Annotated in this window: 16 protein-coding genes; 10 read left to right on the top strand and 6 right to left on the bottom strand. The window is 47.6% G+C overall.

Annotated features, from left to right (window positions below):
- Nucleotides 1-120 precede the first annotated feature (120 nt).
- From G493_RS0110285 to G493_RS0110255, 7 genes are all read left to right on the top strand, one after another.
- On the top strand, nt 121-1,314 hold the full coding sequence (locus G493_RS0110285; RefSeq protein WP_205623666.1) for a multidrug effflux MFS transporter: 1,194 nt from the start codon (nt 121-123) through the stop codon (nt 1,312-1,314).
- An 82-nt stretch (nt 1,315-1,396) separates the two neighbouring features.
- Nucleotides 1,397-1,942, top strand: a complete 546-nt coding sequence (locus G493_RS0110280) for a hypothetical protein (RefSeq protein WP_028580310.1) — start codon at nt 1,397-1,399, stop codon at nt 1,940-1,942.
- An 868-nt stretch (nt 1,943-2,810) separates the two neighbouring features.
- Nucleotides 2,811-4,007: an ABC transporter substrate-binding protein gene (locus tag G493_RS0110275; RefSeq protein WP_153306475.1), complete on the top strand. Its 1,197-nt coding sequence runs from the start codon at nt 2,811-2,813 to the stop codon at nt 4,005-4,007.
- Nucleotides 4,008-4,010: 3 nt separating this feature from the next.
- Nucleotides 4,011-4,907, top strand: a complete 897-nt coding sequence (locus G493_RS0110270) for a branched-chain amino acid ABC transporter permease (RefSeq protein ID WP_028580308.1) — start codon at nt 4,011-4,013, stop codon at nt 4,905-4,907.
- A gap of 5 nt (nt 4,908-4,912) precedes the next feature.
- Entirely contained in the window at nt 4,913-5,857 is a 945-nt protein-coding gene (locus G493_RS28775) for a branched-chain amino acid ABC transporter permease (RefSeq protein WP_153306474.1), read from the top strand.
- A 2-nt stretch (nt 5,858-5,859) separates the two neighbouring features.
- Complete coding sequence (locus G493_RS0110260) at nt 5,860-6,600, top strand: ABC transporter ATP-binding protein (RefSeq protein WP_028580307.1); 741 nt, start codon at nt 5,860-5,862, stop codon at nt 6,598-6,600.
- Entirely contained in the window at nt 6,594-7,292 is a 699-nt protein-coding gene (locus G493_RS0110255) for an ABC transporter ATP-binding protein (protein WP_028580306.1), read from the top strand. Before G493_RS0110260 ends, G493_RS0110255 begins: the two co-directional genes overlap by 7 nt.
- Before the next feature lie 106 nt (nt 7,293-7,398).
- Here G493_RS0110255 and G493_RS28770 read toward each other — a convergent pair whose 3' ends face one another.
- The 5 genes from G493_RS28770 to G493_RS0110230 all read right to left on the bottom strand — a co-directional run bounded on the left by G493_RS28770 (nt 7,399) and on the right by G493_RS0110230 (nt 12,071).
- Nucleotides 7,399-7,743 (bottom strand): DUF805 domain-containing protein, encoded by a 345-nt coding sequence (locus G493_RS28770; RefSeq protein ID WP_051309204.1) that lies wholly within the window; start codon nt 7,741-7,743, stop codon nt 7,399-7,401.
- 212 nt (nt 7,744-7,955) lie between these two features.
- Complete coding sequence (locus tag G493_RS0110245; protein ID WP_028580305.1) at nt 7,956-8,882, bottom strand: DMT family transporter; 927 nt, start codon at nt 8,880-8,882, stop codon at nt 7,956-7,958.
- 101 nt (nt 8,883-8,983) lie between these two features.
- Entirely contained in the window at nt 8,984-9,337 is a 354-nt protein-coding gene (locus G493_RS0110240) for a potassium channel family protein (RefSeq protein WP_028580304.1), read from the bottom strand.
- Nucleotides 9,338-9,376: 39 nt separating this feature from the next.
- Nucleotides 9,377-10,861 (bottom strand): carboxypeptidase M32, encoded by a 1,485-nt coding sequence (locus G493_RS0110235; protein ID WP_028580303.1) that lies wholly within the window; start codon nt 10,859-10,861, stop codon nt 9,377-9,379.
- A 214-nt stretch (nt 10,862-11,075) separates the two neighbouring features.
- Nucleotides 11,076-12,071 (bottom strand): aldo/keto reductase, encoded by a 996-nt coding sequence (locus tag G493_RS0110230; RefSeq protein WP_153306473.1) that lies wholly within the window; start codon nt 12,069-12,071, stop codon nt 11,076-11,078.
- Between the two features lie 108 nt (nt 12,072-12,179).
- On the opposite strand from G493_RS0110230, the gene G493_RS0110225 reads away from it, so the two are divergent.
- A complete protein-coding gene (locus G493_RS0110225; RefSeq protein WP_028580301.1) occupies nt 12,180-13,091 on the top strand; it encodes a LysR family transcriptional regulator in 912 nt (303 codons plus the stop codon).
- Between the two features lie 144 nt (nt 13,092-13,235).
- On the opposite strand, the gene G493_RS0110220 is transcribed toward G493_RS0110225, so the two are convergent.
- A complete protein-coding gene (locus G493_RS0110220) occupies nt 13,236-13,826 on the bottom strand; it encodes a nucleoside deaminase (protein WP_028580300.1) in 591 nt (196 codons plus the stop codon).
- Nucleotides 13,827-13,964: 138 nt separating this feature from the next.
- Here G493_RS0110220 and G493_RS0110215 point away from each other — a divergent pair, with 138 nt between their 5' ends.
- On the top strand, nt 13,965-18,221 hold the full coding sequence (locus G493_RS0110215) for a PEP/pyruvate-binding domain-containing protein (RefSeq protein WP_028580299.1): 4,257 nt from the start codon (nt 13,965-13,967) through the stop codon (nt 18,219-18,221).
- Between the two features lie 79 nt (nt 18,222-18,300).
- Nucleotides 18,301-21,186 carry a heavy metal translocating P-type ATPase gene (locus G493_RS0110210; RefSeq protein ID WP_035274177.1) on the top strand — a complete coding sequence of 962 codons (2,886 nt, stop codon included), beginning with the start codon at nt 18,301-18,303 and terminating at the stop codon, nt 21,184-21,186.
- Nucleotides 21,187-21,210 lie beyond the last annotated feature (24 nt).

Genomic DNA, 21,210 nt, shown 5'->3' with positions numbered 1-21,210 from the left:
ACATAAAAACAATAGGTTGTTACAAGGCATATTGTGTCAGGTAAATAGACATGCAAAAAAAATGCACAAAACCTGTTGTTTTTAGGAAAAAAATATTTATGCTCGATGAGGAGAACCTCTTTGAAAAAACCACAAAAAAATCTTGGTAATACAGGAACCTTGCTGTTCCTGGCACTGATAAGCGCCTTTCCTCCACTTTCAACCGATCTATATTTGCCAGCTATGCCGCAGATGGTCGAAGCGTTGGCTACCAGTCATTCCAAGGTGAATATGACACTGAGTATGTTTTTTGTTTTTTATGCAGGGGGCTTGCTTTTCTGGGGGCCTCTTAGTGAGAAATTTGGTCGTAAACCCATTTTGCTGGCAGGTATCGGTGGGTACATTATCGCCAGTATTTTCTGTGCCTCCTCCCTGAATATCGAGCAGCTTATTGTATCACGTATTCTGCAGGCATTCGGTGGAAGCGCTATTACTGTGGTGGCAACGGCAATTGTTAAAGATCTCTATGATGGTCGCGAACGTGAGAAAGTCATGGCAACGGTGATGTCCATGGTGATTATCGCTCCCATGGTAGCTCCGGTACTTGGTGCCTTTCTCTTGAAAATAGCATCCTGGCGGATGGTGTTTCTGGTTCTTTCCGGTATTGGTGCAGTAGCGGCTTTGATTACCTTTTTGTTCCAGGAAACGTTGGACGAAAAATATTCAGGTTCTATTGTTTGTTCCTGGGGGCGTTTGGCTGTGGTACTGAAGAATCCTGGATTTATATTTCTGCTGGTCATCTTCTGCCTGGTTCCCATGGCCATGATGGCCTTTTTGGCATCATCATCATTTATTTATATCTCCGGATTTGGATTGAGCCCGCAGAGATTTAGTTTTTTCTTTGCTTTTAATGCACTTTTTGCGATGGTAGGGCCAATGCTTTATATGAAGTTGTCAAAGCATCTTCAAACTAAGGTCATTATTTCGGGCTGTTTTGTGTTGTTGATGTGTTGTGGTATTGTTGTCGGTACCCTTGGGCATCTGTCTCCGTGGCTCTTTGCTCTGGCTCTTGCTCCTGCAACCCTGGCAGTTATTACCATGCGGGTGCCAGGGGTAAATCTTATGCTCGACCAGCAGGATCACGACACGGGGTCCGCCTCGGCGCTGATTAACTTTTTCAGCATGATCATGGGCAGCTTAGGTATGTTTCTGGTTTCACTCTGCCCCCATCATCTTATCGAGTCCCTTGGAGCTATCCAGTTTATGGTGGGATTGATCGGGGGGTTCCTGTGGCTTCTGGTTCGTAATCGAAAATTTGCCCTTTATAGGGTATAGAAAGGGGCGTGAAAAAGAGAATGTCCAGACTGAAAATGTGTATATTGGTTCGACTTGAAAAAATTTTATAAGGGGGAATAGCGTGGCTAAATGTTTGACCTGTGAATCCCGGAAGGGAAAACGGAAATGTCAAGCCAATGGGGCGTGGATATGCAGTAAATGCTGCGGTGAGATTCGTGATGCTGCAACATGCACGGGGTGTAGTTTTTTTAGCGGCAGTGCTGAGAAAAAGAATTACCGCAAAGTCCCCTTTTACGGGACTGAGCAGATGTCTACGTCAATAGAACTGCAAAGTGTAGGTCAAGTGGTTGAGTCGATATTTTGTACCTTTGACGTTGAAACGCAAGGAAATTTTACAGATAGAACAGCCCTGCAGTTGCTGGAGGCGTTCTTTGATGTCCATCATTTTGAGGGGGCCGGGCATTCTTTAACCGACCCTGCTTTAAGGGAACACTATGAGAAAATGAGCAGTATAATCGAGGAGGAATTGAGAGATGTTCCCTGGGAGCAGATTGTTAAAGTCATGGCGTCTGTCTATCGATCAATTCAGCGTCGTACCAATGGTGGGCGTGAATATCTAAGCTTTGTGCAGCGATTTGTCGGCCCACTCATGGATTCTGGTACATGATTATTTTCTTCATAATCGTTTTTCCCTGACAGGCATTCGTTCATGTGGGTGGGGTGAGACCTGTCCACATGAACGAGTTCCAAATGTTTCTGAGTAAGAGCCTGGGGGGTTGTCGGAGAACATACTTTTTCCCTATACTTGATTTCCTGAAAAGGCCTTAATCTGGGGAAAAAATGCGATTTGCCGATAGACTCCTAGCAGATAAAGATTGTTACCCGGTTGGAGTGATGACATCCATTGGGTTTACTTTATCAAGCTGCCTCCATTTTGGTTCACCCAGACGGTGATAGGGTAAAATATCCAATCCTTCGGCCGTCGTCAGTGATTGTACAAAAATGCCGTTTCTTCAATACGTTCCTGGTTGTTGTTGGTCTCCAGGAATAAGGAGCAGAAGACTTAGGGTCGCGGAAAATAATAAATATCCAAACATTGCGTAGGATATCGGTTTGGTAACGTTGTCGCGTCAATGGTTCCATACTGGCCGTATTGAGTCATTGACGAGGCGACGTTACCGAGTTGAGAGACGAGCAAGATTGGATGATTTATTTTTTCCGTAGCCCCTAGAGAGGGATTCCTTCCCGGGCCAGTGGTGCATTTTTGGAGAGGACCAGATCATTCCCAATATAGGTCAATTTTGTATACCTCGAAGAGCACATGTGCTTGATAGCACAAGTATCTAGTCCAAATGGGGTGGCAGGGTCTCATAGGTTTGCCAGGGTGTCTGATCACAGGTTTCCATGGCCGTATCCATGTCTTTGGCTACCTTGATGGGGTATCAATATCAGAAATTCTTCGATGACGGATTGCCCCATATTTGTTAAAAGGGGCGGTTCAGTATACTTGATTTAACAATGGCGTGAGGAGAACTATGAAAAAGGTTGTGTTGATTGCTGGAATGCTGGCACTGATATGTTCGTCAGCATGGGCTAAGGCTATCAAAGTTGGTATCGTGGACTGCTATTCAGGCCCGGCCAGCACCTATACCAATGATGTGCGCGACGGCTTTAAGCTGTATGTGGATCAGGTGAATGGTGCCGGCGGAGTATTGGGCACACCCATCGAATTCACTACCAGGGACAGTAAGTTTAAAGTAGATCTGGGCCTTCGGGAAGCCAAGGAACTGATCATGCGGGAAGGTGTGGACATTCTGATGGGTACCATCAACTCAGCCCTGGCCCTGGCCCTGGCTGATCTGTCCGCCAAGGAAAAAATACCATTTTTTTCCACCTTTTCCAAAAGCGCTAAGATTACCGGAGAGAAGGGCAACCGTTATGTCTTCGGCATGAATGAGAACACTACCATGGCCGGAAAAGCGGCGGCTGTTGGACTTGCTCAAAAGCCCTATGTCAAATACTGGATCGCCGGGGATGATTATGAATACGGCCATGCCATTGCCGAAGGTGTCTGGGACAACCTCAAAAAGCTCAAGCCGGAAGTTGAACTCCTTGGGCAATCCTGGTGGAAGGTGGGAGAGCCTGATTTCACTCCATATATTACAGCTATGCTGGCTGCCAAGCCCGACGCGGTGATTATTGCCACAGGTGGCCGGGATTGCGTACCCTTTCTGAAGGCAGCCCAGGCTACGGGATTCAATCAGAAAGTTCCGTTTTTCATGCATACAGCAACAGAATTGTCCACCCTCATGCCTTTGGGACAGGAGGCTCCGGAAAATGTTATCGGTACCTCCAATTATTTTTTCTACTATCCTGAAACCGCAGAAAATAAATCATTTGTGGAAAGCTTCCAGTCCGCCTATGGCCGGCCACCCAAAGTGGGAGCCATGTATGGGTATGTCACTGCCAAGTTTATCGTCGAAGGGTATAAAAAGGCGGGAAAGGTGGATACGGAAAAGCTCATTGATGCTCTGGAGGACATGACTGTCGATTCACCGGTGGGACCTCTCACCATGCGAGGAGGTGACCATCAGGTGATGTTTCCCATGTTCATGGGCATTACCCAAAAAGTACCTGAATACGACTTCCTCAAAGCCTCAGACATCGTAACCATTCCTGGCGATCAAGTGATGCCTAGCATGGATGAGATCAAGGCAGCTCGCGGGCAATAACCCATGGATTTTGCCGCGAATTTGACACTGAGCGCCCTGGGGCAGCAGATTCTGGTGGGACTGAGCCGGACAACGATTTTGTTTATTGTGGCCTCTGGACTCAGCCTGGTACTGGGAGTGTTGCGCATTCCAAACCTTGCCCATGGCTCCTTATATATGATAGGTGCTTTTGTCACCTATAGCGTGGCTATGGCCCTGGGAGGCGGGGCATTTGGCTTCTGGCTTGCTTTGATTGTGGCCCCTGTTCTTGTTGCTGCCGTCAGCTTTGCAGTAGAGCGGGGTATTTTCCGGCACCTGTATGACCGGGAACACCTGATGTTGCTATTGTTCACCTTTTCTCTGACATTGGTGTTCAATGACATGGTTAAACTGATTTGGGGGGCAGATTACCGTTCTTTGTCTCCACCTGAGGTTCTTAAGGGGTTTGTAACCATATTTGGGCTGCCTTTTCCTCGATACAATCTTTTTCTGCTGATGCTTGGACCGGTGGTGGCTCTGGGGTTGTGGTGGCTGACCAACCGGACAAAGATAGGTAAAATTGCCCGTGCAGCGGCTGTGGACAGGGAAATGGTAGGCGCTGTGGGAATCAATGTCAGTCGTGTTTTTTCCAGTGTCTTCGTCATTGGCTGTTTTCTAGCCGGCTTGGGAGGAGCTCTGGTTGCCCCTACCCAGAACATTACCCAGGGCATGGATCATGCCATTATCATTGAAACCTTTCTTATCATTATAGTGGGTGGACTTGGTAATATCTGGGGGGCACTCCTGGGAGCCCTGATTTTTGGACTGACCGATTCCGTCGGTATCCTGATTTGTCCTCAGTTTGCCATAGTGTTCCCGTATGCGGCTGTGGTAACAGTGTTGCTCGTTCGGCCCAAGGGACTGCTCAAATCCACATGGTAAGGTTTATGACTCAATCCCGTTTTCAAGCTCTGGTGATCCCTGCAGTACTGTTGTTGGCCTTGGCGTTTCTGCCGCAGTTCGGCACACGTTTTTATATCTACCTGGTCTCCCTCATACTCATACAGGGGCTTCTTGCCACCAGTCTCAACCTGCTGCTGGGATTTGGGGGCATGTATCAGTTCCACCATGCCGTGTTTTATGGCACCGGAGCATATGCCACTGCCCTGGTACTGACCAAAACCGGGTCCCCTGCCTGGGTGGCTTTCGCTGCTGCTCCCCTTGCCGGAGGTATCCTGAGTTTACTTATTGGGGTGGTGTGTGTGCGCCTTTCGAAACTCTATTTCGGTATGCTGCAGATTTCCCTGGGCTCTCTGGTCTGGACCATCGTTTACCGCTGGTATAATTTTACCGGAGGTGATGACGGCATCCACGGTATTCCCGTACCGGATGCGATCTCTTCAGGGGTCGGGGCGTACTATTTTACCCTGGCTGTCACAGTGGTTTCTCTGTTCATTCTCTACCGGATTATCCGTTCCCCCTTTGGTATGACTTTTCAGGCCGTTCGGGACAATCCTGTCCGGTGCGAGGCCATTGGTGTCAATGTCCGCGTTCACCAGCTTATAGGCATGGTCATTGCGGGAGCCTTTGCCGGAATCGCAGGAAGTCTGTTTGTTACGGTGGAAGGTTCGGTTTTCCCGGAACTGATGTTCTGGACCCTTTCCCTGGAGATTCTGATCATGTGTCTGTTGGGGGGCTGGTTCACCTTTTTCGGCCCCATGCTGGGAGCTGCGGTTATTGTGTCCCTTCAGACCTTTGTAGGGATCTACACCGAGTACTGGACCATGGTGCTGGGAATTGTGCTCATGATGCTCATCCTGTTGCTGCCCCAGGGGGTACTTGGATTTTTTATGGAACGATGGATAAAGATTTCCCGTTCGGAGGAGAACTGACAATGCTGCAGGTTACAGCACTTCAGAAATCATTTGACGGGTTCATGGCGGTGAGTGATGCCCATCTTCATGCCGCTCAGGGAGAGATTACTGCTGTTATTGGGCCCAACGGTGCAGGCAAAACAACCCTGTTTCATTTGATCACCGGTCAGATTACGCCGGATCGTGGCAGCATCCGGTTCAAGGATAAGGATATTGTCAGCCTGCCTCCGTATGCTATTTGCCGGTTGGGTATCAGCCGGTCGTATCAGGTGGTAAATGTGTTTGACCGTCTGGATGTTTTTGAAAATGTACGCGTGGCGGTTCTGTCCCGGCAGCGCCGGTCCTTTAATCTGTTTGCCAATGCTCGGCGCATGGCGGTAAAGGAAACCAGGGAAATCCTGCAAACTGTAGGACTTGGCGATAAGGCCGGACGTATCAGCGGCACCCTGTCGCACGGTGACCGCAAGGTCCTAGAAATTGCTGTGGCTTTGGGCAATCGGCCTGAGTTGCTGATCCTGGATGAGCCAACTGCAGGCATGTCCCCTGAAGAAACTGAAATTGTCCTGCAACTGATGCGTCGGCTCAGGAGCGAGATGGGAATCACTCTTGTTTTCTGCGAGCATGATATGGAGATGGTTTTTACCCTGGCCGACCAGATAATGGTCATGCAGCACGGCAGAACCCTGATCCAGGACCGGCCCGATGCTGTGCGGAATCATCCCGAAGTCAGGGCCGCATATCTTGGAGATGATGAATGCTGAAGGTTGAAGGAATCCATGTTTATTACGGTTTGAGCCACATTCTATTCGAGGTGTCCCTGGAGGTTCATCCCGGGGAAGTTGTATGCCTTCTAGGGCGAAATGGGGCTGGAAAAAGCACTACCATGCGAGGTATTATGGGCCTCAATCCGCCCAGACAAGGGAAAGTCCTTTTTGAAGATCAAGACCTCAGCGGTAAAAAGCCCTTTGAGATCGCCCGCCTCGGACTTGGCTACGTGCCTGACGATCGCCGGGTGTTTGCTGATCTCACGGTGGCTGAAAATCTGGATATCGTAGAAGGTGTCTCCAAACGAAAACCGCAATGGACCCGTGACCGGCTATTTGAGTTTTTCCCGCCATTGGCTCCTATAGCTCACCGTAAAGCTGGCCTCCTTTCCGGAGGCGAACAGCAGATGCTCACCATTGCCCGTGCGCTCATGACCAATCCAAAGCTCCTTCTTCTGGATGAGCCCACTGAGGGGCTGGCTCCCCTTGTGGTGAAAACGCTGGAAGAGCAGATCTCTTCTCTCAAGGAAGCCGGCCTTACCGTACTCCTGGCCGAACAGAATCAGAAGATGGCCTTACGGCTCTCTGACCGCGCTTACGTGATCGACAACGGTAGCATCAGATATCATGGAACCATTCAGGAACTTCGTGAAAATGACGAGGTGCGCAGGAAATACCTGTTGGTTTGATAACCTGCGCCTTCCCTGTAGATCCAATTGGGCAATATTTATTCTTTTTCAACTTACCTGGAGTTCATCCAACCGCGTAGTTCAGCGGTTCAGGGGTAACGAGTGATTAAATTTTTTCTTCATAATAATCATTTATTACTTTTGCTCCTGGCATCAAGCTTAAAATAAGCCAAAATATAGCAGAGCCTATAACGGGAACTAAGTTAATCAAAATCCACCATCCAGATTTATCTAAATCATGTAATCGCTTTACAGATATAGCTAAAAATGGCCAAATAATAAGTAAGTTGATAATTTGGAAAAAATTTGATTCTAATGTGATAGCACGTCTTGCCAAGAAGTAATCTATAATTGCTAATACAAGAAAAGGCATATTCCAATAAATCCAATATCCTTTCAAAGGAAGCGTTCCTTTAAAGCTTAAGTAAATATATGCAAATTTTGGTTTCATCGATATTTTGTTTTTGTCCTATTTAAGGATTCTTTTTTAGAAATCAAAATTATTTTTTCTTTACTTTAACGTATTATAGCAAGTGTAGAAAAAACGAAAACGCCCGTTAGGACCTACTATGGAACGTAATAGATTTCATCAGCCGTTTCACCGGAATTCTGTTATTTTCTCCTCGCCCTCTTCTCTATAGCTTCGTTGGCAGGATATACGTATTACTGATCATGACGTACATAAGCCACAAGACCGGCAATGGTGATCAGGATACCAAGCAGTCCCGTCACTCCTGGTGTAGGGGCGCCAAGAAAGAGTATTTCTCCCACTAGAGCAAAAAGTACTTCACTGGCCTGGGTTGCGTCAGCTGCTGCAAGCTGACCGGCATTGTGTGCCATATGGCGGGCATTAAGAAAGAGGGTAGTTGCGATGATACCGGAGAACAACGCTACCAGGGCAACACCTGCGGCTTGTTCTGTACTGGGCAATGGCGGGCGAATAAGGCAATAGAGGAGCAACCAGAACGGCATACTTCCTGTGGTGAGCAGCAGAACTTTACGAAAACCACTTCTAAGTACTTCCTGGTCAACTTTTGGTAGCCTGGGGTTTCTGTTTTGAGCCTCCCAGACAAGCTGGTTTCCCAGTGGATAACAGAAGGCTGCACCCAATACGGGCAACGTTCCCATAAGAATGGTCTGCCACTGCATATTTTCAGCCTGGCTCAAGTTTACCAGGGCTACGCCAAAAAATACTGCGAGAGAGTATCCCCACACTTTTGCTGAAAAAGTTTTACCAAAACCCCTGAGTACAACAAGGCTGGCCAGGATGGTAAGTTGCCAGGTTGTGGCTACAACCCAGCCTGGGGTATGCTCTGCAGCCAGGCAGAGCAGTGCATAGAACCCCCCAAAACCAACACTTCCGCTGAGTGTCCAGAATTTCCAGTGATGCATATATTCCCTGAATAATGCCTGTAACTGGCCCCGGCATGCAACAGACAATCCCAGTACAAGAAAAATGAACATATATAAATAGCGCAGCGATGCAGACCAGAACCAGTGACCGCCTTCAAGGCTCATGGCACGGTTTAAGATAAAAGTGGTGCTGAAAAACAGGGCAGCGCAAAAACCTGTGAGCATGACACGAATCATTTGCGATTGACTCTACAGTGGAAATTGTATTAACCCGGAGAACGCCATAAGTGTGCATGGAATAACAACTCTTCGGAGTAACATGGTAATGATCTAACTGATCAGCCTATGAGTTTAAGCATTTCAAGTATCTGGTGTTCATTGGTGTAGTGTTTGAAAGCCAGAGTGGCGGCATTAACTGCCATGGCAACGATAAGGCCGGAGAGAACCAACCCCGTAAAAGCTATAATAATGGACAAGAGGCGAGTTGTGGACCTCTGTGGCCGAATGTCCCCATAACCCACAGTGGTGGCAGTTACAAAGGCCCAGTACAGGGATTCGGTTTTTTCCCATCCTTCCTGTTTGCCGACCCATAAGCCAAGAGTTACTATCAACAAGCCTAAAAAAGCGAGTAAAGGAGCAGCAAGCCAGGTGGACAGGAGAAACACCTTTATAAAATAGATGGTAAAATCCATACTACCTCCGTGGTGTCAGCATGTCTTAATGCCTCGATGCTATAAATATCTATTTTTCAGATGATTGAGGAGGGATCTGGCGTCTGTTTTCATCCCTGTAGCCCCCTTGATAATATCCTGGGAGGACTGTCCACTGGCCTTTGACCAGACCTTATTTTGTAACCATTCTCGCAGGTCTGCCGTATTTCCAGTTGCAAAAGCTTCCTGCCAGTCAGTTGTTTCTTTGGTAAAGGCCTGGAAGATCTGCGCAGCATTTACCGCACCCATGGTGTAGGAAGGGAAATATCCAAACGAACCATCGGCCCAGTGGATATCCTGGAGGCAGCCATCTTTATAGTTGCCGTGGGTATCAAGGCCAAAATGTTGCTGCATCTTGTCATCCCAGAGTTCAGGAATGTCTTTTGCCTCAATCTTGCCGTTAATCAAGTCTCGTTCGATTTCAAAACGTAAAATCACATGCAGCGGATATGTGGCTTCGTCAGCTTCAACCCTGATCAGACTCGGTTCTACATGGGTACAGGCCGCATAGAGTGTGGACTCATGCATATCACGGGTTGTTGGCAGATATTTATGCATTTTCGTGACAAAAAAGTGAAAAAAAGGTTTGGCAAGAAAGAGATGTTTTTCAAAGAGCAGGCTCTGACTTTCGTGAATGCACATATTGCGGGCCTCACCAATGGGAAGGCCATGCCAATTTTTCGGCAGGCCTGCTTCATATTTGGCATGACCAGTTTCGTGGGCTGTCGCCAAAAGTGCCTCAAGGAATTCACTGTCACGAAAACGGGTTGTTATACGTTGGTCATCCATATCTCCTGTACTGAAAGGGTGCAGGGAAACATCAATCCGACCTGCCTCAAAATCAAAGCCGAGACAGCTCATCAATGATCGGCAAAGTTTTTTCTGTTGCTCTATGGGAAAGGGACCCTGCATATGCGGTTTTGCCTTTTGTTGTTCACATATTCTGCCGATTAGTTGAGGCAGCTCCTGTTGCAGAACAGTAAAAACTGTTTCTATTTCTTCTGTGGTGTCGCCCGTACAGTATAGGTCGAGCATGGCGTCGTAAGGGCTGGAGACTGAGCCATTGGCGGCAAGCCGTGCTTGTGCCTCTTCACGGGCCAGCATCACCACCTCCTGAAAATTCTTTAGAAAACCCTGCCAATCATTATTTTCCCGCTGTGTTCGCCAACCCTGTTCGCAGAGAGAGCCAGCCAGTGACTTCTTTTTTACAAGATCTTGGGGGAGACACACTGCCTCGTGATAGACACGCTCCATTTCGTGTAGAGATGTTCTGTCTATTTCTGTCAGGTCCTCTTCTTTTGCCTGTAACAGGAGATCCCTGATCGTAGGGGAGGTGAGATGCTCATGGTGCAGGGAGGTGAGCTCTGCTATGGATGATGCCCTTGCTGCGTTACCGCCAGGAGGCATCATTACTAACTGGTCCCAATGCAGGAAGGTCAGAGCGTGGCCAATGTTACTGAGTTTTTGGAAATATCCGGTGAGCTGTGTGTATGCTTCCTGGTTCATTGTTCATCCATTACTGATTGTTGCAGGTGCATTTTGCAGAATCCTTTGTGGGTACCATGGAAGAGAAAAGTACCCACTGGACACAATACTAGTAACTGATCACAGTCTTTGGAAGAACTATTTTTCCTGTATAACCATCTCTTTTTCCTAATCATAACCTGTTCAAAGGTTGGGCAGGTAAAAGTTTAGGCGTCATTGGTCTATCTGGTTGCAGTTATATATTTACGCCTTTCATACCTTCAACTGTGTATCGAGCCCCGCTGACAATGGAACTATCCAGGATTTTATTTATGTGAAGCAGGTCAGTCTCTGTCAGTACCAGCTGGTTCGCAGCTGTGTTGGACTCCAGATTTTTGATTTTAGTGGTGCCTGGGATTGGAACAATGTGTCGTCCTTGTGCCATAACCCAGGCAAGAGAGAGCTGGGCCAGGCTGCAGTGTTTGTCTTCAGCTATTTTCGACAGCTCATGGGCAATCTGTTGATTGTTGTCGTAGGCGTCACTCTGAAAACGGGGAAAAAATGCTCGAACATCCTTGGGATCATTGTTTTTCACTGTACTGCTGCTTAACAGCCCCCTGCAGATGGGACTGTAAGCTACAAAGGTTATGTTGAAATCTCTGGTAATTTGTAAGATATCTTGTTCCGGATCACGGGTAAACATTGAGTATTCTGATTGAACAGCTGAAAGAGGATGCTCCTGGTGTGCTCTTTGAATAGTTTGAGCTGAGGCTTCACAGATTCCAATCGCCCGGATTTTTCCTTCGTCCACAAGCCTCGCCATTTCTCCAACTGTGTCCTCAATGGGAGTGTCCGCATCGATTCGATGAATATAATAGAGATCGATATAATCTGTCTCAAGCCTGCGTAAACTTTCGTGGCACGCTTTTCTCACATATTCAGGGGAGCCGTTTATTTTGCGTGCATAGTTTGCGCCTTCCCTGACGATACCAAACTTGGTGGCAATGGTGGCCTGTTCTCTTTTGCCTTTAAGGGCTGATGCCAGCAACTGTTCGTTATGGCCATTTCCATACATATCGGCAGTATCAAAAAACGTGACCCCCAGGTCAAGGGCATGATGTATTAAACGAATCCCCTCAGCTTTCTGTACCGGCTCTCCATAGAATTCGCTCAGCCCCATACATCCCAGTCCCTGCCTTGAGAGTGTGATTGAACTGTTTCCGAGCGCTACTGTACTGATGGTATTTACCATGTTGATTCTCCATTGGAAGTATTTTTGACTTTCCAGAACAATATGGCTATATTTTTGATATGTAAAATATATTTAAAATATAACTGTAATACTTTTTTCGTCTTAATTGTGGATACAAAACAGCTTAAATATTTCGTTGCCGTGGCAGAAGAATTACATTTTGGTAGAGCTGCAAAACGGCTGAACATGTCCCAGCCTCCTCTGAGTCAGCAAATCATGAAGTTTGAAGAGGAGCTTGGGGTCAGTTTGTTTCAGAGGAACAATCGATCAGTTTCACTCACCCCGGAAGGTCGACTTTTGCTTGAAGAAGCAAAGGCTATATTGTCTTCCATTGATCGGGCGAGAGACCACGTACGGGCAGTGGCCGCAGGAAAAGAAGGACATCTTTCCTTAGGCTATATAGGGCCGGCCCTGGATACTCCTCTGGCAGAGATTATAAAAGAATTTAAACAGACCTATCCGAAGGTGCGTTTTGAATTGATGGAGATGCCCACGAACGTTCAGCTTGAGGCCGTGCAGAATGGCGGTATTGATGCAGGTGTTGTTCGGTTGTTTAAACATGATACAGAAGGTCTTGTTTGTATCAAGTATCATGAAGAGTCGTACGCTTTAGCACTTCCATCAGGGCACAGATTAGAACACAGGAAGCAGATTGCTATAGAAGAACTTTCTCAGGAGGATTTTATCTTTTTCCCACGTGCATCTCAGCCTCATCTTTATGATGAATGGATGAGCATTTTTTCAGAGTATGGAGTCAACCCTAAAATTGTACAGGAAGCATTCACAAAAGCAGCTTCTCTTTCATTGGTGGCCGCCTCCATTGGGATCGCAATAGTACCCGAAAGTATCGCTCGAAGAGCTCCGAAACAGGTAAGGTTCAAAAGGCTGGTGGGAAAGCAGCCGCGCCTTGAAATGCATATGGTTTTTAAAAAGAATACCCATCACCCTGTGCGGGAAAAATTGTTATCAATCATCCATAAGGTAACCGGATATCCTTATATGGGGGACAATCCTGCATAGGGGCAATGGATATTTTTTGTAAGGGGCGCGAGAAATAATAGCTATCCTGCAAATGCTCGGGATGTCGAAACATATCGCCCCTTTTCGGACCAGAAAACCTACATCCTTATCACCTCTGCAAAAGAGCACGTTCCTATGGAACTGTTAACGTTGTCCCTGCCGTCCGTTATACACGGGCTGACCACTTTCCGCGAACCGTTCAAACTGTTCCACAGCTAACTGATGCAGGATATTTTCCTGAAGGCTGATGCCACGTTTGCGGAGTTCTTCTTTCCACTCAGGAGGCATGGGGCCTTCATCGAAACCGGTTATCTGCTCCAGTTTTTTGCCTGCCCCGGCAATGACCAGTGAGCGAATCCCTGACCACAGTACCGCACCAAAACACATGGCGCAGGGACACCAGTTGACCACCAGTTGGTGCGCGGGCATGTCTTCTCCTCCAAGGTCATACGTATCCAAGGTTTGCTGTGCAAGGGACAGGGCCATAATTTCTGCATGGGCCGATGAGCAGTTGGATGGAACCACCCGGTTAACTCCCATGGCGACAAGTTTGCCTGAATCCTGTTCAAAAACTCCGGCTGCAAAAGGACCGCCTGATTCATGATTGATATTTTCTTCGGCAAAGTCGAGCACGATTTGCATACGTTCTTCTATGGTGGCATACCGTAGAGGCGATTGAGCCAGTTTTTGTGCTGCCCAGGCAGGCAATGTGAGTTGAAAATGAGTCTTTTGCATGATCTTTTTTTGTAAGGGGTTATCGCTTGCTTATTGTCTTAACAGTAAAACAGGTGCTGACATATTTTTTGATCCGTTTTACACTCAGTATATACTGCTGTCTCAATGAACCTGTTTTCTCTTTTCCGAGGCTGAATCATGAAATCCGATGATCAATCCCTGGCTATTCAGTCAGATGCTCTGAAGGCAAATCTGCAGGAAACTGCGCAGGAAGTCGAAATAGATCCCAAGTATATCCCTTTACAGGAAATTGTACAGAATTATCAGGGACTCTCAACCAAGTTGGAAGGCTTGCTCTACGAGATCAGTCATCCATTTCGTAACTGGAAAATGATTCTTCCTGAGCTTCGTGCCTATGTGCTCAAAAATATTCCTCATTTTGTTAAGCATGAGCAGGGGCCACATGCCTTCACTTTACTGACCTCCATTTTTTTTGAGGCCCTGCATGATTCGATAAAAAATGAGCAGCTTGTATCGCGGATCATTGAGGCTATGCTTGCCTATGCTGATAAGCTTGTCAAATCGCTTTCTCCGGAAGGTCTGGTTCGCTACCACACAGAGCTGAATTGTTTTTTTCGCAAGCTGCACGGACTGAATGACACCATGCCCGCCGTTATGATGATGATCGTGCAGGGACATCATCCCGTGCGCAGGCTGGTCAAGCAGGTAGTGCAGCTACATAAGCAGCTTCCGGAACAGGAGTTTGAGTTGCTTGATCTCGCCAAATTGATGCAGCGCATTCTACAGAAAAATTATGAATATTGGCTTGGGGAAGAAGATCCTCTGCCCTGGTTTGAAGAGCAATGCGGTGAGTATTGTAACAACTGGCATGCAGGTGATAAATTGATCGCTATTTCCCATGGAGTTATCCGGGAACATCTGGAGTATGTCAGTGTCGTGGATATGCACAAGGATACGCTCAGTGGTCTGGAAACTATCCTGGCTTTACCCAACCATATGGATATTGTTCGTTTGTATAGGGCCATTCCCACCCAACTGGTCGGAGATAAGGATAATCCTGATGAAGCGCAGTTTCTGGAGAATCGTAAATTACTCTTTCTCTTTCGGATTATGGATACCGGGGGCTTGTACCTGATTCACGAGGAGACGCTGCGGGAAATCAACCGTTCCCTGGTGCACCTGATCCGCAGCCAGAGTTTTGAAGATATAGAACAGTTTTTTATTACAACATTTCACTTGCTGAAAGCCAATGTGCGTAGATATCCCCACACATCGCTGCAATGCATACAGGTGATCGGCAACGAGGTGTTTAAAAGGGGAAATTCCCGTCTGGTGGAAGCCTTTTTGTGGGAAGCAGTCCGTTTTGGCTTTCAGTATGCCAATTTTCGAGGAGTGGATGAAGACTGGCAACCCATAGCCAATCCTGCCCATTTGAGTAATATCAGAATCTGGCTGAATTTGATTCAGCAGGAACCGAAATGGTGTTCCACGCTTTTTTCTGCACTTATTATCAATATTCGCCTCACCGGGATTTGTGTAAAAGACACAGATCTTTTTCAACGGGATATTACGGCGCTGCTCAATCACCCCATTGAGCCAATATACAATCTCGCAAAACAGTTCACCAAATTAATGCCGGTCTTTTTTAACGAGATTGGGGCAGAGGGCGAGTTGCGGGATGTTTCCACGGAAATTGATGAAATTCACAAACGCAAAGATGTTTTGATTCATTTTCTCCGTAAACAGGCGCATGTGGAATCGAGCAATCTCATTGTTGGTTTTATAGAGGCTATTTTCACCTTCTGGATAACTTTAGAAAAAGAATACTTAAAGGATTATCTGCCCGAGGAAGTACTCAAGCAGGTGGCTACCAGCGGTCCTTTTGTGGATGATCAGCACACCCTTGCCCAGCGTATAAAGGGTGAGCTGCGTTTTACCCGTATGGACCAGATCCTGGAATGGGCAGAGGAGGAAAGACACAGATTTCTGGACAGGCAGGATGATCTTGATGAAAGGGAGATAAAACGGTTCGACCTGCTGGTGAAAATGTATAAATTACTGCACCAAAAATACAACCTGAGTCTACCTGAACTGCGTATGCAACTCCAGCATGCCATGTATAACGGTTTTCCTGAGTTGGAGAGATTGCTGCATGTGCTGGAGAAGAACGACCCTTTCCGGTGTCTGGAGGAACTCCTGAAACAGTTGGAGCACCTGCACCAGATCATTCTCAGTGATCAGCAGTTTGAGCCCAAGGAAGAAATATATTACAAGCGGCATATTGCGGTGGATATCCCTTCTGTCTATGGGCGCTATTCAGAACGAAAGTTTGATGCCCTGGGACTTACCTTTCGAATGGAAAGCCTGGCAAATATTTACCTTGAGCGGTTGTTTGAGACGGTAAATCTCTCTTTTATTACCCAGGCAACCTTTATTCACATTCTACGTTGTCTGCGGCTTTTTTCGCGTGCCTTGCAGATAGATGGTATTACCAGTCGTAAACTGGATACCTATATCAGTCTTCTCGGATCATCCATCGGTATTAAGCGGTTTTCATACACGCAACATCTTGATATTATTCGAGGTTTTTCAGAGTCTGTCAAGGACATCATATATGCGTATTATACCAATATTCATCAAAACAACCTTTCCATCATTATCCCACAGGTCGGTAAGGACAATCTGCTGAATAAATACCATTGTCTGTTTGATGAAAAGAATATTCCTGAATCAGTGTTGCGGATATCGGAGAGCTTTTTCCGGGAACTGATCTCCACTGCCTTTGGCCTGCAGCACCTGGATAATTTTATCAGTAAAATTATCCAAACCTTGGAGGCCCAGAAAGATTTGCTGGATGAACAGACCCTGGATCTGCTCATGACCTATAATCCGGAAAAAGCCATCAGTGCGTTACATGATGAAAACATGCGTACCCACAATCTGATTCATCTGGGAAACAAAGGCTTTAACCTGGTGATACTGGCCCGGGATGAAAAGCCGGTACCGCCAGCGTTCATCATAACTTCGGAGATTTTTCGTTGCTATACTGCGGTTCGCAAGTTTGACAGGGCCCGGGATGAGTTTATGCAGCAGGTTAGGGCTTCCATTACCAAGATTGAGCAGTTAACAGGTACGGTGTTCGGGTCTCCGCACAAGCCTCTTTTACTTTCGGTTCGATCCGGATCAGCCATTTCCATGCCCGGCATGATGACCACCATTCATAATGTGGGAACCAACCAGGAACTTGTTGATGAGTTTGTCGCTGCATACCCTGATAAAAGCTATTTTGTGTGGGATAATTTCCGACGCTTCTTACAGTCCTGGGGTATGTCCCACGGCATGGATCGTGAAGATTTCCAGGAATTGATGAATGAGCACAAACAGACCCACCAGGTGCATCTTAAACGGGATTTTACCCCTGCGGCCATGCGTGAACTGGCTTTGCTGTATCAGAGGGCTGTGCGAAATCGTGGTTATGGCATGCCGGAAGATCCCTGGCTGCAGCTCATCGGTGCTGTGGAAATCGTTTTGGATTCCTGGAACGCCCACAAAGCTCGGGAGTATCGACGACTCATGGATGTCTCCGATGACTGGGGGACTGCAGTGATTGTCCAGGCCATGGTCTATGGCAATCTGACCCAGGAGGCCGGCAGTGGTGTGTTATTCACCGCACACCCCTATCGTAAAGTGCGAAGGGTTGCCCTCTGGGGTGATTATGCTCCCGGAGATCAGGGAGAAGATATCGTTTCCGGTCTGGTCACCAGTTATCCGGTATCTGTGGAACAATCTGAATTGGATGGGCGTGATGCCGCTAACAGTCTGGAATTAAAGTTCCCCCAAATATATGCCCGCCTACTGGAGATAAGCCGTAATCTTGTTTATGACAAGGGCTGGAATCCCCAGGAGATTGAATTCACCTTTGAAGGTCCGGAACCTGAGGATTTGTATATTCTCCAGACCAGAGACATGATCACGATCAAGAAAAAAGAACACCTCAATGTCTTTGTTGACAGTGACCAGGCCCATCGACATATCATGACCAAGGGCATTGGCGTTTCAGGGTCAGCCCTTTCCGGCAAAGCGGTGTTTACGGTAAAAAATATTCGTCAGTTACGGGAAAAAGAACCGGATAGTGTGCTGATTCTTCTTCGCCAGGATACTGTTCCTGAGGATATACGTGAAATTTCCATGGCCGATGGGTTGATAACCTCCAGAGGAGGGCAGACCAGTCATGCCTCTGTGGTTGCCACCCGTCTTGAAAAGACCTGTGTTGTGGGCTGTCGTGATTTGCAGGTCTATGAGACAGAAGAATATGCAGAGGTCCATGGACACCGGATTAATTTTGGTGATCCCATATGCATTGATGGGCGTCAGGGGTTACTTATTGAGGGCAATTATCCTCTGCAGGAGGAAATTCATATTCTCCCATTGTAAAAAAGAATCTTGCGTCGTCATTGGGAATGATTATTGATTATGCGGGTAGTGAACGAAAATTATTTATAAAAAAATACATATGTCTAATGAAAAGGAATACCTTATCCGTGTCACGGATATGAGTTGTGAGCATTGTGTTCTTGCAGTCAAGGAAGCAGCAGGTAGCGTCCCTGGCGTCTCCGAGGTGCAGGTCGATCTTGAAGCCAAAGAAGTGCATGTGCATGGAGGTGATCCGGAGGTGGTTGTTGCAGCCCTGCGTGAGGCTGGCTATCAGCCCGAATACGAGTGCGATTCGTCAGCTCCAGGGCAGGGCGGTGGTGGGCAACTTCCTGTGCTTCCCTATTTGATTGATGTGGAAGACATGCATTGTGCTGGTTGTGTGGCAAATGTTGAACAGGCAGCTCAGGCCGTAGCCGGTGTTGTCCGTGCAGAAGTGAACCTGGTTGATAAAAATGCCCTGATTGAAGGCGGTGACCCGCTGGAGGTCGTTGCAGCAATCAGGAAGAAAGGATACGAAGCCCGTCTGGAATCGCAGGGCGAGATTCCGCAGAATGATCTGTATGAGATTGAGGTGCAGGATATGACCTGCGCCTCCTGTGTGCGTAAAGTAGAGAAGGCTATTCTGGATGTTGCTGGTGTGAAGAAGGCAGATGTCAACCTGGTGGAGGGAAAAGCCGTCGTCCAGGGAGGTAATCCAGAGTCCGTGGCAGAGGCTGTCAGCGTGAAAGGGTATCCTGCCACGGTGGTCAGGGAGGTGAATCAGGATACCTTTTTCTTCGTACTTGACTCAGCACTTACTGATGAGGATTTCACCCAGATCAAAGAAATCATCTCTGCCCGTGACGAACTTGCCGAAGTAATACAAGAGCAGGGGCGGGTACGGATAACCACCTGCGAACACCCTGCAGATGTTTTATTGCGAATTAACGATCTTGGTTTGACCGGTATTATCGCAGAAGTATACGAATCACCCCATGTAAAAAAGAAACGGGAAACCAAACAGCAAATTCGGCAGGCCTGGCAGCGCGCCCTGGTTGCCGGTGTTGTCGGCATGGGGCTGATGGTAGGTAACATGGGTGGATTCTTTCCCACTTTAGGGGAGAATCGTCTGTTTTGGATGGGCGTTGCAGTTCTCTGCCTGGTGACCATGTTGTATAGTGGTCGAAGATACTATATCACTGCCTGGAAACAGGCCCGTCACCTCTCTGCCAACATGGATACCCTGGTGGCCATGGGAACCGCGGCGGCCTGGCTGTCCTCCTTGCTTGTTACTTTGCATCCGAATCTGTTGAGTGGAGAGCCCCATCTGTATTTTGATGCCTCGGTAATGATCCTTGCTTTTCTGCAATTTGGCCATGCGCTTGAAGTTCGGGCTAAACAGAAAACCAGTGAAGCTGTAGGCTCTTTGGTGGGAATGCAGGCCAAGGTCGGAATGGTTCAGCGTAATGGCGGGCAGGTTGCTGTCCCGGTTTCTCTGCTCAGGCCAAAGGATGTCATACTGGTTAAGCCGGGCGAAAAAATACCCATTGATGGTGTTATCACCAAAGGCAGGTCAACTGTTGATGAATCCATGCTTACCGGAGAACCTGTTGCCGTGCCAAAAGAGCCTGGCGATGAGGTCACAGGAGGAACGATTAATAAAAAAGGTTCTTTTGCCTTTGAGGTGAGCCGCACAAGTAAACAAACAACATTGTCTGCTATCATCGCAATGGTGAAAAATGCACAAACATCAAAACCTGCCATTGGCAGGCTGGTGGATAAGGTCGCAGCTGTTTTCGTTCCTGCGGTCATTGTCATTGCTGTGGCAACCTTTGGTATCTGGTTTTTTTTCGCGGATCAGGGAAATGTCGCTTTTGCTCTGACGACTGCCATTGCTGTGTTGGTAATTGCCTGTCCCTGTTCCCTTGGACTGGCAACACCCATTGCAATTATGGTGGGTATGAGCCGAGCTGCTGAGTGTAATGTACTGATTAAAAATTCCGATGGCCTGCAAACTGCGGCTACCCTTGATTACCTGGTGGTGGATAAAACTGGAACATTGACCCTGGGTAAGCCAACTGTTACCCGAATTGTGGCTGATTCAGGGCAGGATGAACAAAAAATTCTGCAATTGGCAGCAAGCCTTGAGCAGCATTCTGAACATCCTCTGGCAGGTGCTGTTGTTGATGCCTTTGCCGAAAAAGATGCGGAATTACTGGAAGTGGAGGCCTTTCAATCGCATACCGGTATGGGCGTAGAGGCTGTATGGAGAGAAACGGCGTATCTTTTAGGAAATCAGCGGTTGCTCCACGAAAAAGGGGTTGCAACTCCTGCATACCTTCTTGAACTGGCAACGCAGGAGGCGGAACAGGGGGGGACTCCGGTGTGGCTCGCAGACCACACAACGTGTCTCGGTTTTCTGGTTCTCAAGGATCCTGTTCGCCAAGACTCTGCTCAAGCTGTACGGCAGCTCCAGGAACAAGGTATCACAGTGGTCATGTGCACAGGAGATACCCGTAAGACCGCAGAGGCCGTTGCCTCACAACTTGATATTGCGGTCGTGCACAGTGAGGTTATGCCTGAAGACAAGCTGCAGGTGATTCGTGATCTCCAGGCAGATGGTGCAAAAGTCGGCATGGTCGGTGATGGCGTCAATGATGCACCCGCCCTGGTCCAGGCCGATACCGGGTTCGCCATTGGCAGCGGTACGGATGTGGCCATCGAACATGCAGATATTACTCTGACCGGTAATTCCCTTATCCATGTTTCCACAGCCATACGCCTGTCATCTGCAACCATGCGCAATATTCGCCAGAATCTGTTTGGCGCATTTATTTACAATGTTATCGGTATTCCACTGGCCGCCGGCCTGTTCTATCCTCTGACTGGTTGGTTGCTCCAGCCCATGTTCGCCAGTGCAGCCATGGCATTGTCATCGGTGACCGTGGTGAGCAATGCCAACCGTCTACGTTTCTTTAAACCCTGATTTTTTTTTTCGTTGTTTTATGAA

The organism is Desulfogranum japonicum DSM 18378 (assembly GCF_000429945.1).
GTDB lineage: Bacteria > Desulfobacterota > Desulfobulbia > Desulfobulbales > Desulfobulbaceae > Desulfogranum > Desulfogranum japonicum.
Note: the sequence above shows the minus strand (reverse complement) of the source record. Positions and strands in the feature narration are given on the sequence as shown.

What these genes read in the sequence shown, in the direction of transcription:
- G493_RS0110245 (WP_028580305.1), bottom strand. Translation starts at nt 8,882, where the DNA reads ATGATTCGTGTCATGCTCACAGGTTTTTGCGCTGCCCTGTTTTTCAGC.
- G493_RS0110230 (WP_153306473.1), bottom strand. Translation starts at nt 12,071, where the DNA reads ATGGTAAATACCATCAGTACAGTAGCGCTCGGAAACAGTTCAATCACA.
- G493_RS0110240 (WP_028580304.1), bottom strand. Translation starts at nt 9,337, where the DNA reads ATGGATTTTACCATCTATTTTATAAAGGTGTTTCTCCTGTCCACCTGG.
- G493_RS28775 (WP_153306474.1), top strand. Translation starts at nt 4,913, where the DNA reads ATGACTCAATCCCGTTTTCAAGCTCTGGTGATCCCTGCAGTACTGTTG.
- G493_RS0110220 (WP_028580300.1), bottom strand. Translation starts at nt 13,826, where the DNA reads ATGCAAAAGACTCATTTTCAACTCACATTGCCTGCCTGGGCAGCACAA.
- G493_RS0110215 (WP_028580299.1), top strand. Translation starts at nt 13,965, where the DNA reads ATGAAATCCGATGATCAATCCCTGGCTATTCAGTCAGATGCTCTGAAG.
- G493_RS0110270 (WP_028580308.1), top strand. Translation starts at nt 4,011, where the DNA reads ATGGATTTTGCCGCGAATTTGACACTGAGCGCCCTGGGGCAGCAGATT.
- G493_RS28770 (WP_051309204.1), bottom strand. Translation starts at nt 7,743, where the DNA reads ATGAAACCAAAATTTGCATATATTTACTTAAGCTTTAAAGGAACGCTT.
- G493_RS0110255 (WP_028580306.1), top strand. Translation starts at nt 6,594, where the DNA reads ATGCTGAAGGTTGAAGGAATCCATGTTTATTACGGTTTGAGCCACATT.
- G493_RS0110275 (WP_153306475.1), top strand. Translation starts at nt 2,811, where the DNA reads ATGAAAAAGGTTGTGTTGATTGCTGGAATGCTGGCACTGATATGTTCG.
- G493_RS0110235 (WP_028580303.1), bottom strand. Translation starts at nt 10,861, where the DNA reads ATGAACCAGGAAGCATACACACAGCTCACCGGATATTTCCAAAAACTC.
- G493_RS0110210 (WP_035274177.1), top strand. Translation starts at nt 18,301, where the DNA reads ATGTCTAATGAAAAGGAATACCTTATCCGTGTCACGGATATGAGTTGT.
- G493_RS0110260 (WP_028580307.1), top strand. Translation starts at nt 5,860, where the DNA reads ATGCTGCAGGTTACAGCACTTCAGAAATCATTTGACGGGTTCATGGCG.